Here is a 14,532-nt window from a genome sequence, read left to right as displayed (position 1 = left end):
CCGGGCTGTCCCGGCCGGTCATCCGTCTGATCGCGACTCACCGTGGGTGGCCCGCCGCCGGCCCGGTGCTTCCCCGGAAAGGCGAAGACCCGAGGGGCCGGTTGGCCACCTCGGGTCTCTGTCATCGGCCTGGGACGGCCGGTCCTCAGCCGGTCAGAGGATGCTGCCGATACCGCTGAGGATGCTGACACCGTGGAACTCGTTGTTGCTGCCGTTGTTGTTCTCGGACGAGAAGTACCAGAACGAGTCGTAGTCGTCGTCATTCCAGTAGTTGTGGTGATTGTGGTGGCACTTCGTGTCGTGCGAAGGGGCGGCCGAGGCGGGTCCCGCGAGAGCGAGGCTCGCGCCGGTGGCCAGAAGAAGGCCAGCGAGGTACAGAACCGGACGTCGCATGATAATTCCTTTCGGACGAAAGTAGGACCTCCGAAAGTCTGGCCTTGTAGCCGGTCAAATGTGGCCGTTTTCCAGAAAGTCCGACAAACGCGTTGTTTTCCCCGAAAACCCGACCGCCGTTCCCGCGAGAGCGCTAGGGTGCCAGCCCGGCCACGCCTCGCCCCGCCGCGCCTGGCCGCGCCCCGCCTGGCCGCGCCGCACCCCGCCCCGCCGCGCCTGGCCCCGCCGCACCCCGCCCCGTCGCGCCTGGCCCCGCCGCGCCTGGCCGCGCCCCGCCTGGCCGCGCCGCACCCCGCCCCGNCGCGCCTGGCCCCGCCGCACCCCGCCCCGTCGCGCCTGGCCCCGCCGCACCCCGCCCCGTCGCGCCTGGCCCCGCCGCGCCTGGCCCCGCCGCGCTCCGCCCTCGCCGCGCCGCGCTCCACCCCCGCCGCGCTGCGCTCCACCCCCGCCGCGCCGGGCCCCGCCCGCGCCGCGCTCCGCCCCCCGCGCCTCGCCCGCTTGCGTCGCCCGGCCACCCAGCAGCGCGTGCGGGGTGCGGCACTCGCGATTGGTGGATGTGGGGCGGGGGCGCAATGGCCCGGGTCGTGCCTGGTCACGCCCGCTGCGGCCGGTCGCGGTCGGCGGGCGGGCTGGGCGGGGGCGCCATGGCCCGGCCGCTGCCTGGTCCCGCGTGGTGCGGCCGGTCTTGGTCGGCGTTCCCCTATCCGGAGGCGACGGCCGAGATCAACCCGCCGCCTCGCAGACCCGGCATTGGCCGCATATCGCCCACCGGGACGGGCCGCACCCACCGCAACCAGGCACGAGCCGGGCCATGGCTGTCCAGCTCAGCCAGCCGCCGAACGCGAGTGGTCGCACCCCGCGCGCGGGGCTGTCCAGCTCAGCCGGCCGCCGACCGTGAGTGGTCGCACCCCGCGCGCGGGGCTGGGTGGCGGGGCGGCCGCACGGGACGTATCCAGGCAAGTGACCACCGCCCAGTTCGGCCGGTCGCGGAGTGAGGGCGCGCTGGGCGGAAGCGGGGATGGGTCGGCTGTCAGAGGCGGATGCCCAGCAGGGCGTCGACCGTGCGGGACATCAGGGCGGGGGCGGACTCGTCGTCGCCGGTGGCGGTCAGGGCGGCCTCGCACCAGGCGTCGACGATGGCGAGGGTGGCGGGGGTGTCCAGGTCGTTGCCCAGGCTCTCGCGGACGGCGGCCAGCAGGCCCTCGCCCGACGGCCCGGCGGGGGCGGCGGCTGCTGCTCGCCAGCGGGCAAGGCGTTCCTGGCCGGCCTTGAGGACGTCGTCGGTCCACTCGCGGTCGGCGCGGTAGTGGCCGGAGAGCAGGCCCAGTCGCACGGCCATCGGGTCGACGCCGTCGGCTCGGAGGCGGGAGACGAAGACGAGGTTGCCCTTGGACTTGGACATCTTCTCGCCGTCGAGGCCGATCATGCCGGCGTGCACGTAGTGGCGGGCGAACGGCTCGTCGCCCGTGAGCACCTCGGCGTGGGCGGCGGAGCACTCGTGGTGGGGGTAGATCAGGTCGTTGCCGCCGCCCTGGACGTCGATCGTGTCGCCGAGCAGGCCGAGGGCGATGGTGGCGCACTCGATGTGCCAGCCTGGCCGGCCGGGGCCGAGCTCGCCGCCCTCCCAGGCGGGCTCGCCGTCGCGGGCGCCGCGCCACAGCAACGGGTCGAGCGGGTCGCGCTTGCCGGCTCGGTCGGGGTCGCCGCCGCGCTCGGCCGACAGGACGGTCATCTCGTCGCGGGTGAGGTGCGACTCGTACCCGAATCGGGGTGCGGCGGAGATGGCGAAGTAGAGGTCGCCGGTGCCGTCGTCGAGCGCGTAGGCCTGGCCGGCGGCGACGAGCTCGCGCACGTGGGCGGCGATGGCGGGGATCGACTCGACGGCGCCCACGTAGTGTGCCGGCGGGATGATGCGCAGAGATTCCATGTCCTCGCGGAACAGGGCGGTCTCGCGCATGGCGAGGACGATCCAGTCCTCGCCGTCGCGCTGGGCGCGCTCGAGCAGCGGGTCGTCGATGTCGGTCACGTTCTGCACGTAGTTGACATCGAGGCCGGCGTCGCGCCACAGCCGGTTGACCAGGTCGAACGTGATCATCGTGGCCGCGTGACCGAGGTGGGTCGCGTCGTAGGGCGTGATGCCGCAGACGTACATCGTCGCGGCGCCCTCGGGCGTGGTGGCGGCGACCGAGCGCCGGGCCGAGTCGAACAGGCGCGGCGCCACCGCGTCGCCAGGCAGGGTCGGCACGTCGTGCCCGGTCCAAGCGTCCATGGTCACGAGCCTATCGAGCGGCTGTGACAGATACCCGGGCGTGAGGTTTACCTCACGCCAGCGCGAGCCCCGGATCCGGATCGGGGTCGGCCGCGGGCGCCGGGATCCGGTATTCCTCGGTCAACGTGGTCATCGGCCCCGGCCAGGTGGCCTGCGCGACCTCGATCGGCTTGCGCGTCTCGTCGAACGCCACGTGCAACAGATGTAACACCGGCGTATCCGGCCGTATCTGCAGGATCTCGGCCTCGTCCCGGCTCGGCTGCCGGGCGCTGATCGTGTCCGTGGCCGACGCGTACCGCTTGCCGAGCGCCTCCTCCGCCTCCTGGTACAGCGGCCGCCCGAAGGCCTCGGCCCGTTCGAGCGAGGTCCCCGAGGTCTCGGCCACCCGGAACCAGGAGGCGCCCAGCTCGACGGTCGCGTCGTCGGTCCGCACGATGTGCCGCCGCGCCAGCATCTCGGTGCCGTCGCGCACCCCGAAGGCGTCGGCCACCTCGGGCGGCGCCGGCTCCCGACCCACCGATACGAGCTGCTGCCGGTACCGGGCCGCGAGGTCGGCGTGATACCCCCGGTGCGCGCCGTACCGCCCGCGCGACAGCCGGTTCAGCCGCCGCCGGGTCCCGCGCACGTACGTCCCCGAGCCCGGCTTGGTGATCAGGACGCCCTCGACCCGCAGCTGGTCGACGGTCCGCTGCACGGTCTGCTTCGCGACCCCGAACATCTCGGCCATGGCCGGGATGGACGGCAGCCGCTCGCCGGGCTGCCAGTCCCCGCGCCGGATGCGTTCCTTCAACTGGGCCGCGATCTGCCGATGCGGAAACTCGGCAGCCCCCGGATTGATAGTCATGGCCGACCCCCGGCGAGAGATGGATAGAACCTAGGTTCCTAGGATGCCCTCGGCGGGGTGACTGCAGCGGCATTGACACGCCGCGGCGCCCCCCAAATTGCATCGGGAGGCGCCGCAACAGAGAGGCGAGAGCTACCAGGATCCGGCGGTCGGGCCGGCCGAGCCGCCCCGCCGTCGCAGGTACTTCTCGAACTCGCTGGCGATCTCGTCGCCCGTCAGCGGCTGGATGCCCTCGTCGCCGACGCGTTCCTCGAGCTCGCGCACGTACTCCCCGAGCTCGGCGTCCTGCTCGGCGGCCGCCCGCACGCGCTTTTCCCACTCGTCGGCCTCCTCCGCGAGGTCGGTCATGGGGACCGGCAGGTCGAGCACGTCCTCGAGGCGGCTCAGCAGGGCGAGGGTCGCTTTCGGGCAGGGCGGGTTGTTCGCGTAGTGGGGCACGTGCACCCAGAACGACAGCGCCTCCAGCTCGGCTCGCCCGGCCGCCTCGTGCAGCACGCCGACGATGCCGGTCGGTCCGTCGTACCGGGTGGGCACGACGTTGTACTTGTCGGCGATGTCGTTGTCGCTAGCCGAGCCGCTGATCGGGAGCGGGCGGGTGTAGGGCACGTCGGCGAGCAGCGCCCCGAGCAGCACGATCCGGTTGACCTCGAGGCTGTGGCAGACCTCGAGGACCTGCTCGCAGAAGGTGCGCCAGCGCATGCTCGGCTCGATGCCGCGGATCAGCACCACGTCACGGTCGGCGCCGGGCGGGCTGGCCACGGTGAAGCGGGTCGTGGGCCACTCGATCTTGCGGGTCTCGCCCTCGGCCATCGTGATGGTCGGCCGGCTCACCTGAAAGTCGTAGAAGTCCTCGGGATCGATCGTCGAGATCTCCCGGGCCTGCCAGACCTGTTCGAGATGTTCCACGGCCGCGGTGGAAGCGTCCGCGGCATCGTTCCAGCCCTCGAAGGCGGCGATTGCCACAGGCGAGCGAAGCAGCGGGAGGCCGTCGAACTCAGTCATAGCTGACAGCCTACGTGCGCCCCGTCCGCCCCACCCGTCGGCCGCGCCGCGCACGGCGAGCGGCCACCAACGGCGACCTCAAAACCCTTTCAAAACCGATCATATCGTACGGGGGAAAGCGCGCCCGGAATTGTACGGTTGCACCGGACGCCCCGGCTCTTCTGTCGTTCATGCATTCATGACACGATCATCCGGCAACACGTGCGGAGGGGGCACTGACGTGGACGCCAGCCACGTGGCGGACGACCTGGAAGCGGTGATCCTGACCGAGGACGAGATCCTGGCCCGCGTGGCCACCCTCGCCGAGGACCTGCACCGCGACCTCCCCGACACCGTCCCGGTCCTGGTCGGCGTCCTGGGCGGCGCCGCCACCTTCACGGTCGACCTGGCCCGCGCCTATCCCGCGCACGCCGAGATCGCCTGGATGGCGATCAAGTCCTACAGCACCCGCAACCGGGCCTCCGGCTCCGTGCGCCTGCTGAAGGATCTTGAGGTGGACATCACGGGCCGGCACGTGGTCATCGTCGACGGCGTCATCGACACCGGCCTCACGATGAGCTGGCTGATCAGCAACCTGGCCCAGCGCGATCCCGCGTCGATCTCGGTCTGCACCCTGCTCCGCAAGCCCGACACGGCCCGCTTCGCCGACACTCCCACCTACGTCGGCTTCGACGTCGGGCCGGGCCTGATCGTCGGCTACGGCCTCGACCACCACGGCCGGTACCGCAATCTGCGCTGCGCCGCGCTGCTCGCCGTCGATTCGGGCGCGAGTCGCGAGCCGGGGGCGGCTAGAGCAGCCGATCCATCACCGCCACGTCGCTGAGCTCGTCGAACCCGTTCCGGGCGTACAGGCTGATGGCTTGGATGTTGGCGGTTTCGGTCTGCAGCGAGAGCCGGTGCGCCCCGGCCGCCCGTGCCTCCTCGGCCACGTGCGTGAGCAGCGCCCGGGCCACCCCCTGACGGCGGGCCGAGGGCGCGACGTAGAGGTCGCGGACCAGCCACACGGTCCGCAGCGTCAGCGCCGCCGGCACCACGGCCGTCGAGCAGATGCCGAGGGCCCGCTCGGTCCGCCCCCCTGCGGAGACCCGCCCCGCCGCGTAGACCCGCCCGCGGCCGGACAGCACCAGCTCGGTCAGCCAGGCCGCGACCGCCTCCGGCGCCGGGTTGGCCCCGTAGTGCTGCCGGTACTCGTCGAAGAGCGCCGCCGCCCCGTCGAAAAGGGTGTCGGTGGCCGCCATCAGCCGCACGACTCGCTCCCCGGTCATAGCGTCATAATTCCGGTCACCACGGCGAAGAGCCGGATAAACCCGCATAATGCAACGGTGGCGCACATCGACCAAGTCCTCGGACCGGCCGACGACACGGTGACGTTCTTCCAGCCCCGGGCCATGGTCTACGTGACGATGCTCTGGGTGACCGCCGCGGTCTGGGTGACCGCCCTGGCCCTGCACGTGCTGCTGCGCCTGGCCATCGGCGACTCCCTGTCCGCCGCCGACATCGTGACCTACGCCGAGGTGGCCCTGATCGTCCCCGTGGTCTTCGCCGCCCTGATCCTGCTGCTGGCCTGGCGCCGGCTCGGCTGGCTGCACAGCTCCATGCACGGCCTCGACTTCGCCGCCACCGGCCGCAAGCCCGTCCACCTGCCCTGGGCCGGCATCGCCACGGTCGCCCTGCGTCACTGGGGCCCGTTCACCGAGCTGGTCGTCACCCCGGTGGCCGAGGACTTCGCGACCATCGGCGACGCCCCCGGCCGCCGCCCGCGCCTGCGCCGCCGGGCCGGCGAGACGTCCTACCTGGTCGACGTGGGCCTGATGTCCCCGGGCCCGAAGGTGCTGCTGGCCGAGCTGCACCGGCGCCTGCCCAGCAAGGTCTGACCGTCAGATCAACGGATCGCCGCACACCTGCCAGGGTTTGTCGTTCGCAATGGTCAGTTCGGTCTGACGGATGGCGCCGGAGCGGTCGGTGAGGGTCACCCGGACGAAGGCCTCGTTGCCGGGCTCGTCGAGGAAGGCGCCGTAGCCGAGCTGGTGGGAGGCCGGGCGCGGGGCGTCCTCGACGAGAGCCGTGAAGGACGCCGGAGTGAGCCTCGCGCGGGCGTCCTCGCACAGCATCGCGTACGCGGCGGCGTCGTCGTGGGACTCGATGCGCGACAGGTACTGGTTCGCGACGGCCTTGGCGTCGTCGATGTCGGGGCCGAGCCACATCCAGACGGAGAAGCCGCCGCCCACGACGAGGCAGAAGACGACGACCAGGGACACCAGGACGCCGGCGCTCACCGAGAGCGACATGAGGCCGAACGAGGAGCGGGCGCGCGGCGGCCTGGTCATGGCCCGCGGCGACACGGGCCCGGCCGGAGGCAGCGGTGGTGTCGTCATGACCCCGAACCTAGTGATCCACCGCGGCGAACCGACCACGTCCCGGACACGACTGCATCAAGATACGTCGATTGTGGACCGCCCGGATTTCCGTGCCGGGCGGGCGTAGCGTGCGGATATGACGCTCAACGGCAAGACGGCGATCGTCACCGGGGGATCGCGGGGGATCGGGCGGGCCATCGTGCGGCGGCTGGCCGCGGGCGGCGCCCGGGTGGTCTACACGTACGTCAACGAGCCCGGCGAGGCGGTGGCGGGGGCCGAGGCGGTGCGGGCCGACCAGGCCGACCTGGCGAGTCTCGGGGCGATCTTCGAGCGGGTGGCGGACGGGCTGGACATTCTCGTGAACAACGCGGCCGCCGCCGACCGGAAAATCATCGCCGACCTCGACCCCGCCGACATCGAGCGGGCCATGACGGTCAACTTCACGTTCCCGTTGCTGGCCGTGCAGCGGGCGATCCCGCTGCTGCGCGACGGCGGGCGGATCGTCAACATCTCCACGCTCAACACCGTGGTCCCGGCGCCGGGGCTGACGCTCTACTGCGCGTCGAAGGCGGCCCTGGAACAGCTCTCGGCGGTGGCGGCCCGGGAGCTGGGGGAGCGGCGCATCACGGTGAACACGGTCTCGCCGGGCGCGACCGACACCGACCTGCTGCGCTCCACCAACTCGCCCGAGGGGCTGGCGCAGTCGGCCGCCATGACGGCGCTGCGCCGGCTGGGCACGCCGGACGACGTCGCCGCCGTGGTCGAGCTGCTCGCGTCGCCGGCGGCCGGCTGGATCACCGGGCAGAACATTCGCGCTACGGGTGGTCTGCTGGTCTGACCACCCGTCGCGCGGGCGGTTTGCTGGTCTGACCACGCGTCGCGCGGGTGGTTTGCTGGTCTGGCCACCCACCGGGCCGGAAGCGGGGTGCGGCCTTGGGTGGCACGCGGCCGAAAACGGCAGGCAGGGACGGGCATCCTGCGGTCGGGTGCGGGGTGAACCTCGTACGGCTAAAGCGGTTTTCCGAAAACGACCGGGACGCCGGGGGAATAGAGCACGCTCGTCGGCGCTCCCGTCGGTTTTGGCAGGCCCGTCGCGGGGATGAGCGCGTCGTCCAAGGAAAGGAGCGTCGCGCGGTGGATAGGCCATTGCGGATGGTCGTTCGGCAGATGGATGGTGCGGCCCCAGGCACGGGTGTGCAGACCCCAGCGGGCGGTCAGGAAATGCTCCAGCTCGGTGGGCTCGGGAATGGGGTCGCCGACGCGCACGGAAAGGGATGAGGAGGCGCCGCGCGGGGCCGGCCAGCGGCGGCGGGATGTGTAGGTCAGAACGTTTTCCGTGCGGGTCAGGCGCATTCGCGACCACATGTACGGCAATTGCAGCCAGGCGCGGGCGGTGAGGACGGGAAGCAGGCGTTCCGCGTCCAGGGAGAGGAAGACGACCGCGCGGTGGCCGTGGCGGTCGACGCTGTAGAGGCGGACGTTGGTCTCGCAGAACGTGCCCAGGTACGGCACCCCCGGGCCGCGCAGGAAGCCCACGCCCTCCATCCGGAAGGCGATCAGGCCGACGTACGTGACGTCGCCGAGGAGGTCGGGGCGGCAGCCGCCGGGCAGCAGCGGCGCCACCAGCGCGGGGTCGACCGGCCAGTGCAGGAAGGTCAGGTCGGCCCAGCGCTGCACCAGCAGCGACCGGCGCACGGGCCGGGTCGTGGTCGGCGTGACCTCCTCGACGGTCACGGCGGTCAGCGGCCGATCTCGGACATGTTCGCGTAGCGGTCGCCCACCGGCGGGCCGATCGCGGTGAGGCGGCCGAGCTGGGCCGGGGTGAGCTCGAGGGCGTCGGCCGCGACGTTCTCCTCGAGGCGGGACACGCGCTTGGTCCCGGGGATCGGGGCGAGGTCGCCGCCCTGTGCGAGCACCCAGGCCAGCGCGACCTGGGCGGGCGTGGCGCCGGCCTCCCGCGCGACGGCCTCGACCTCGTCGACGATGTGCAGGTTGCGCTGGAAGTTGTCGCCGGCGAAGCGCGGGGTGGACAGGCGGAAGTCGTCGGCCTCGAGGGCGGCGGTGTCCCGGATCGCGCCGGTGAGGAAGCCGCGGCCGAGCGGCGAGTACGGAACGAAGCCGATGCCGAGCTCACGCAGCGTGGGCAGGACCGCGGCCTCGGCGTCGCGGGTCCACAACGAGTACTCCGACTGCAGGGCGCTGACCGGGTGGACGGCGTGGGCGCGGCGGATCGTCTCGGGCGACGCCTCGGACAGGCCGATGTGCCGGATCTTGCCCTGCTCGACCAGGCCGGCGAGAGCGCCGACCGTCTCCTCGATCGGCACCTTCGGGTCGACCCGGTGCTGGTAGTACAGGTCGATGTGGTCGGTGCCGAGCCGCTTGAGGGAGCCGTCGACGGCGGCGCGGACGTTGTCGGGGTGGCTGTCGAGCTGCCGCCCGCCGTCGCCGCCGCGGTGCGAGAGCAGGCCGAACTTGGTGGCGATGACGACCCGGTCCCAGCGGCCCGCGAGCGCCCGGCCGACGAGCTCCTCGTTCGTGTACGGCCCGTAGACCTCGGCCGTGTCGAAGAAGGTGACGCCGAGCTCGAGGGCGCGGTGGATGGTGCGGATGGACTCGGCGTCGTCGGTGCCGCGGCCCGTGTAGTACGCCGACATGCCCATGCAGCCGAGACCGAGGCGGGAGACCTCGAGCCCGGCCAGCGAGATGTGCTTCATGAGGCCGAAGCTACGCCCGCGGCCGGGAACGCGCCTCGGCCGCCGGCTGTGACGCGGGTTACGAGCCCAGGTCCCAGAGGAGGCGGTAGTAGGCGATCCGCTCCGGGTCGGGCTCCACGCCGTACGTGTCGAAGAAGAGCGGCTCCCAGCCGGGGCCGTAGTTCCAGCTCAGGCTCCACGAGCAGACGGCGAGGTCGGCCCAGCGGTCGGCGGTGCCGAGGGCGGCCATGTCGACGTGGCCGGTCCAGGTGCCGTCGTCGCCGATCAGCGTGTTCGGGGCACAGGGGTCGCCGTGGCAGACGACGATCTTGTCGACCGGAGGGGGATCGGTGGCGCGCCGCCAGGCCTCGTCGTTCGGGAGGTCGCCGTGGACCGGGTCCGTGCCGGAGAGGTCACGGTGGCCGCGCAGGCGTCGGTCGACGCTCCAGTCGAACGGGCACTCGTCGACGGGCATCCTCTGGTGGAGGGCGCTCAGGCCGTACGCAAGCGCTTGAACGGCTTTTTCCGGATTTGCCCGCCATTTCGCGTCGACCGCGGAGAGGCCGGGGAGGGCCTCGGTGAGCATCCAGAACCCGTCTTCGTCCTCGCCGGCGTCGACGACCCTCGGGACCGGGGTGTAGCGGGCGGCCCACTCGAGACGCTCCGCTTCCTGGCGCAACGGGAGCCCACTGCCGCTCGAAGCGTATTTCACGAAATATCGGGCATTGGTGTCGGATATCTCGTAAGTTAGCCCGCCGAGGACATTGCGCCAGACCGGCCGCAACGAGCGGCCCGCGGCGACGGCGTTGACGGCGGCGGGGACCTCGACCCCCGCGAACACGGACTCCGGTGGCTGCACGACCGGCAACTCTGCCACTTGTGTCACACGCCGCCCCGGAGACGCTCCCGGCCGGGGAGAATTGGGGGCGATGAACTCACAACATCCCGCCGCCGTGCTCTTCGACATGGACGGCACGCTGGTGGACAGCGAAAAAGTCTGGGAAATCGCCCTCCACGAGCTCGCGGCCCGCGCCGGCGGCACGCTCTCGCCCGAGGCCCGCGCCGCGATGGTCGGCGGCAGCATGGCCACCAGCATGCGGATCTTCCGGGACGATCTCGGCCAGCCCGACCGTCCCGAGGCGCCCGATGCCAAGTGGCTGACCTCGCGCGTGTTCGAACTGTTCCGGGAGGGCCTGGTGTGGCGGCCCGGCGCCGCCGAGCTGCTGCGCGCGGTCAAGGGCGCCGGCCTGCCCACCGCGCTGGTCACCTCGACCGGCCGGCTGCTGGTCGAGGCCGCCCTCGACACCCTGGGCCGGGAGAACTTCGACGTCGTCGTGTGCGGCGACGAGGTCAGCGTGCCAAAACCAGACCCCGAGCCATACCGTACGGCCGCCACACTGCTCGGCGTGCCGATCGAGGAGTGCGTCGCGATCGAGGACTCGCCGACCGGCGTGGCCAGCGCGCTCGCCTCCGGGGCGGTCGTGCTGGCCGTGCCGGCCGAGCTGGAGCTGCCGCCGACCGACGGGGTCCACCTCCGCCGTTCGCTGGTCGGTGTGGACCCCGCCTATCTGGCCAACCTGCTGGTCACTCAGCGGCTATTGCCTGAAGGACGTTGATGCGGGCCGCCCGGATCGACGGCAGGACCGCGGCGAGCACCCCGACCAGGGCGGCCAGGACCAGGTAGAGCGCCATCCCGCCCCACGGCAGCACCAGCTGGTCGATGCCCTCGCCGTTCAGCGCCCGCACCACCGCCGCGCCCAGGCCGGCGCCGACGACCACGCCGAGCAGCGCGCCGAAGACCGAGATGACCACCGCCTCGACCGTCACCATCCGCATGGTCTGCCCGCGGCCGAGGCCGACCGCGCGCAGCAGGCCCAGCTCACGGGTGCGTTCCAGCACCGACAGGGCGAGCGTGTTGACCACGCCGAGCACCGCGATGAGGATCGCCAGGGCCAGCAGCACCTGCACCATGGTGATGACCGTGTCGAAGGTGCCGACCTGCTGCTGGATGTACGTCGTGCGGTCGGTGGCCGACACCTCGGGGCTGTCCGCGACCAGCGCCTTCATCTGCGGCAGCACCTGGGCGACGGTGGTGCCGTCGGTGAGCCGGACGAAGCCGATGACCGGCTGCGTGATCCCGAAGTCCTTGGTGGCCGCCGCCGGCAGCAGGTAGCTGCCGGGCAGCGCGTCCTCGTCGTACGTCGACGCGATCGTGTACCGGTGCTGGTCGCCGCGGGCCAGCTGGACGGTCAGCGCGGTGCCCACCTGCCAGCCGTGGTCGGCCATCTCCTGCGTGCTCACCGCGACCTGGTCGGGCCTGAGCGTGGCGAGCGCTGGCCCGCCGTACGCGTCGGAGAGCTTGGCCAGATCGTCGGTGGCGTTGACGTACGTGAGCTTCCCGTCGACCTGGGCCTGGTCGTTCCAGATGCCGGCCGCGGCGCGCACCCCCGATACCTTGCGCGCGGCGGCCAGCACCGAGTCGTCGAACGTCGGCGGGCGCGGCCCGTTCTGGTCCCCGCCGATCACGATCTCGGCCTTCACCGTGTCCTCGGCCTGCGCGGCGAGGCTGGTCTTGGCCGAGTTCATCACTACGGTGACGCCGGTGACCAGCGCGATGCCGACCATCAGCGCGGCTGCGGTGATCGCCGTGCGGCGCGGGTTGCGGCCCGAGTTGAGCCGGCCCAGCCGTCCCGGCAGCGACCAGGAGAACAGCCGGCCGAGGGCGGACACGACCGGACGGGAGATCAGCGGCGTGAGCAGGGCGACGCCCACGAAGCTGACCAGCACGCCGCCGAGGATCAGCCACAGGCCGCCCGACCCGTACAGGCCGATGCCGAGCAGGGTCGCGCCGGCCGCCCCGACGATCGCGCCGGCGACGCTGACCTTGGTGAGCGGGCGGTCCGGGGTGGCGACGTCCTGCATGGCCGCGACCGGGGCGATCCGCGATGCCCGCAGCGCCGGCAGCACGGCCGCGACCACGGTCACCACCACCCCGACGATCAGCGAGCTGAGCACGGCCGCGAGCGGCACGCCGATCGGTGCCAGCGCGAGGCCGTCGGCGAGCTGGGTGAACAGGTAGCCCAGCCCGGCGCCGACGCCGATGCCGGCCGCGAGGCCGACGGCCGCCGCGATCAGGCCGATCACCACGGCCTCCAGCAGCACCGAGCCGATCACCTGGCGGCGGCTGGCGCCGAGCGCCCGCATCAGCGCCAGCTCCCGGGTCCGCTGGGCCACGATGATCGAGAACGTGTTGAGGATCAGGAAGACGCCGACGAACAGGGCCACGCCCGCGAAGCCGAGCAGGATCTTGTTGAAGAAGGACAGGACCTCCTTCATGCCGGCCGCGCTGTCGTCGGCGAGCTGCTGGCCGGTCTTGACCTCGTAGTCACTGCCGAGCCGGGCCGCGATCCGATCCCGTACCCCGGCCGGGGTCTGCCCTTGATCGACCTTGACGTTGATCATCGAGTACTCGCCGGGCTGGCCGAGCATGAGCCGCTGGGCGACCGGGGTGGTGAAGGCGACCTCCTGGGCGCCGCCGATGCTGTCCTTGTCGCCCGGGTAGCCCCAGACGCCGACCAGCGTGAACGTCTTCTTCGGCTGCAGGGTGAGCACGCCCACCCGGTCGCCGACCTTGATGCCGGCCGCCTTGGCGACCGCCGCGTTGACCGCGATCTCGTCGTCCTTGGCCGGGCCGCGGCCCTCGCGCAGCTGGACCTGGCCGTCCTCGCCGATCCAGTTGTTGCCGAGCCGGGGCGGGCCGTAGCTCTGCACGACCTTGCCGTCTGAGCCGATCACCCGGGCGCCGTCCTCGGTGACCATGCCGGTCGCGGATCTGACCCCGTCGACCTTTTCGACCTCGTCGATGACCGACGCCGGCAGGGGGGTGTCGACCTGCTCGCCCTCCATCTCGGAGACGGCGATCTTGGGTTTGGCCTTGATGCCCACGTCCGTGGTGGCGTAGGCGGTCGCGAAGACCTGGTCGAAGGAGCGGCCGAGCGTGTCGGTGACCACGAACGCGCCGGCCACGAACATCACGCCGAGCACCACGGCCAGGCCGGAGAGCACGAGCCGCAGCTTGCGGCCGAGCAGGCTCTTCAGCGTCGCGCGCAGCATCAGACCAGCACCTCCCGGGTGTTCATGGCCTCGAGCACGGTCTCCGGCGTCGGCCGGTCGAGCTCCTGCACGACCTCGCCGTCGGCCAGGAAGATCACCCGGTCGGTGTAGCTGGCCGCCACCGGGTCGTGCGTGACCATGACGATCGTCTGCCCGTGCTCGCGCACGCTGGAGCGCAGGAACGACAGCACCTCGGCGCCCGACTTCGAGTCGAGGTTGCCGGTCGGCTCGTCCGCGAAGATGACGTCGGGGCGGCCCATGAGCGCCCGCGCGCACGCCACCCTCTGCTGCTGGCCGCCGGAAAGCTGGCTCGGCCGGTGGCTGAGCCGGTCCGCCAGGCCCACGGTCTTGATCACCGTGTCCCACCACTCCTGGTCGGGCTTGCGGCCGGCGATGTCCAGCGGCAGCCGGATGTTCTCGGCGGCGGTCAGCGTCGGCAGCAGGTTGAACTGCTGGAAGATGAAGCCCACCCGGTCGCGGCGCAGCCGGGTCAGTGCCTTGTCGTTCAGCCCCGACACCTCAGTGCCGCCGATGTGCACGGTGCCGCGGCTGACCGTGTCGAGCCCGGCCAGGCAGTGCATCAGCGTGGACTTGCCGCTTCCGGAGGGGCCCATGATGGCCGTGAATCTGCCGCGGCCGAAGCTCGCGCTCACCCCCCGCAGCGCGACGACTCGCGCGTCGCCCGTGCCGTAGACCTTCCACACCTCTTCGGCGCGTGCCGCCACCGGCTCGAGCGCCTTGGTCCCGATCATCTTTCGTGCCCCCTGTTGTCCCGCCCTTGGTCCGGCCGGGCATGCGCCCGGCCGGCAAGATCAGTGTTTCGGCCGTCCGGACGCGAAACGTCCGTCCGAGGTCGGAGAG

15 protein-coding genes are annotated in these 14,532 nt (G+C 72.1%); 4 read left to right on the top strand and 11 right to left on the bottom strand.

Going from position 1 to position 14,532, the window contains the following annotated elements; translation table 11 throughout:
• Positions 1 to 153: 153 nt before the first annotated feature.
• The 4 genes from A3CQ_RS0150495 to A3CQ_RS0150480 all read right to left on the bottom strand — a co-directional run bounded on the left by A3CQ_RS0150495 (position 154) and on the right by A3CQ_RS0150480 (position 4,508).
• Positions 154 to 393 (bottom strand): hypothetical protein, encoded by a 240-nt coding sequence (locus tag A3CQ_RS0150495; RefSeq protein WP_020518626.1) that lies wholly within the window; start codon positions 391 to 393, stop codon positions 154 to 156.
• A 1,030-nt stretch (positions 394 to 1,423) separates the two neighbouring features.
• Entirely contained in the window at positions 1,424 to 2,662 is a 1,239-nt protein-coding gene (mshC, locus tag A3CQ_RS0150490) for a cysteine--1-D-myo-inosityl 2-amino-2-deoxy-alpha-D-glucopyranoside ligase (RefSeq protein WP_020518625.1), read from the bottom strand.
• 52 nt (positions 2,663 to 2,714) lie between these two features.
• Positions 2,715 to 3,506 (bottom strand): GntR family transcriptional regulator, encoded by a 792-nt coding sequence (locus A3CQ_RS0150485; protein ID WP_026207119.1) that lies wholly within the window; start codon positions 3,504 to 3,506, stop codon positions 2,715 to 2,717.
• Positions 3,507 to 3,638: 132 nt separating this feature from the next.
• Complete coding sequence (locus A3CQ_RS0150480) at positions 3,639 to 4,508, bottom strand: PAC2 family protein (protein WP_020518623.1); 870 nt, start codon at positions 4,506 to 4,508, stop codon at positions 3,639 to 3,641.
• Positions 4,509 to 4,728: 220 nt separating this feature from the next.
• On the opposite strand from A3CQ_RS0150480, the gene A3CQ_RS0150475 reads away from it, so the two are divergent.
• Positions 4,729 to 5,331, top strand: coding sequence for a phosphoribosyltransferase (locus A3CQ_RS0150475; RefSeq protein WP_020518622.1), 603 nt, complete (start codon positions 4,729 to 4,731; stop codon positions 5,329 to 5,331).
• On the opposite strand, the gene A3CQ_RS58425 is transcribed toward A3CQ_RS0150475, so the two are convergent.
• Complete coding sequence (locus tag A3CQ_RS58425) at positions 5,297 to 5,773, bottom strand: GNAT family N-acetyltransferase (protein ID WP_020518621.1); 477 nt, start codon at positions 5,771 to 5,773, stop codon at positions 5,297 to 5,299. The genes A3CQ_RS0150475 and A3CQ_RS58425 overlap by 35 nt on opposite strands.
• 57 nt (positions 5,774 to 5,830) lie before the next feature.
• Between A3CQ_RS58425 and A3CQ_RS0150465 the strand changes: the two genes are divergently transcribed.
• On the top strand, positions 5,831 to 6,382 hold the full coding sequence (locus A3CQ_RS0150465; protein WP_020518620.1) for a hypothetical protein: 552 nt from the start codon (positions 5,831 to 5,833) through the stop codon (positions 6,380 to 6,382).
• A 3-nt stretch (positions 6,383 to 6,385) separates the two neighbouring features.
• Here the strand turns inward: A3CQ_RS0150465 and A3CQ_RS0150460 are convergent, their stop codons facing one another.
• Positions 6,386 to 6,883, bottom strand: coding sequence for a hypothetical protein (locus A3CQ_RS0150460; protein WP_157297282.1), 498 nt, complete (start codon positions 6,881 to 6,883; stop codon positions 6,386 to 6,388).
• Between the two features lie 118 nt (positions 6,884 to 7,001).
• On the opposite strand from A3CQ_RS0150460, the gene A3CQ_RS0150455 reads away from it, so the two are divergent.
• On the top strand, positions 7,002 to 7,703 hold the full coding sequence (locus tag A3CQ_RS0150455) for an SDR family NAD(P)-dependent oxidoreductase (RefSeq protein ID WP_020518618.1): 702 nt from the start codon (positions 7,002 to 7,004) through the stop codon (positions 7,701 to 7,703).
• A gap of 170 nt (positions 7,704 to 7,873) precedes the next feature.
• Here A3CQ_RS0150455 and A3CQ_RS0150450 read toward each other — a convergent pair whose 3' ends face one another.
• Genes A3CQ_RS0150450 through A3CQ_RS0150440 form a run of 3 tightly spaced genes read right to left on the bottom strand, consistent with a single transcriptional unit; the run spans position 7,874 to position 10,435 of the window.
• Positions 7,874 to 8,599, bottom strand: a complete 726-nt coding sequence (locus A3CQ_RS0150450; RefSeq protein WP_020518617.1) for a YqjF family protein — start codon at positions 8,597 to 8,599, stop codon at positions 7,874 to 7,876.
• 5 nt (positions 8,600 to 8,604) lie between these two features.
• Positions 8,605 to 9,579, bottom strand: coding sequence for an aldo/keto reductase (locus A3CQ_RS0150445; RefSeq protein ID WP_020518616.1), 975 nt, complete (start codon positions 9,577 to 9,579; stop codon positions 8,605 to 8,607).
• A 58-nt stretch (positions 9,580 to 9,637) separates the two neighbouring features.
• Complete coding sequence (locus A3CQ_RS0150440) at positions 9,638 to 10,435, bottom strand: aminoglycoside 3'-phosphotransferase (protein ID WP_211216836.1); 798 nt, start codon at positions 10,433 to 10,435, stop codon at positions 9,638 to 9,640.
• 76 nt (positions 10,436 to 10,511) lie between these two features.
• Between A3CQ_RS0150440 and A3CQ_RS0150435 the strand changes: the two genes are divergently transcribed.
• Positions 10,512 to 11,174 carry an HAD family hydrolase gene (locus A3CQ_RS0150435; RefSeq protein WP_026207117.1) on the top strand — a complete coding sequence of 221 codons (663 nt, stop codon included), beginning with the start codon at positions 10,512 to 10,514 and terminating at the stop codon, positions 11,172 to 11,174.
• Here the strand turns inward: A3CQ_RS0150435 and A3CQ_RS0150430 are convergent.
• Both A3CQ_RS0150430 and A3CQ_RS0150425 read right to left on the bottom strand, forming a co-directional pair.
• Entirely contained in the window at positions 11,143 to 13,671 is a 2,529-nt protein-coding gene (locus A3CQ_RS0150430) for an ABC transporter permease (protein ID WP_020518613.1), read from the bottom strand. The genes A3CQ_RS0150435 and A3CQ_RS0150430 overlap by 32 nt on opposite strands.
• Positions 13,671 to 14,423 carry an ABC transporter ATP-binding protein gene (locus A3CQ_RS0150425; RefSeq protein ID WP_020518612.1) on the bottom strand — a complete coding sequence of 251 codons (753 nt, stop codon included), beginning with the start codon at positions 14,421 to 14,423 and terminating at the stop codon, positions 13,671 to 13,673. The genes A3CQ_RS0150430 and A3CQ_RS0150425 overlap by 1 nt, the downstream gene beginning before the upstream one ends.
• Positions 14,424 to 14,532 lie beyond the last annotated feature (109 nt).

Origin of the sequence: Paractinoplanes globisporus DSM 43857 (assembly GCF_000379645.1) — a bacterium.
GTDB lineage: Bacteria > Actinomycetota > Actinomycetes > Mycobacteriales > Micromonosporaceae > Actinoplanes > Actinoplanes globisporus.
The sequence above is the reverse complement of the archived record's forward strand: the minus strand, read 5'-3'. Positions and strand labels throughout refer to the sequence as shown.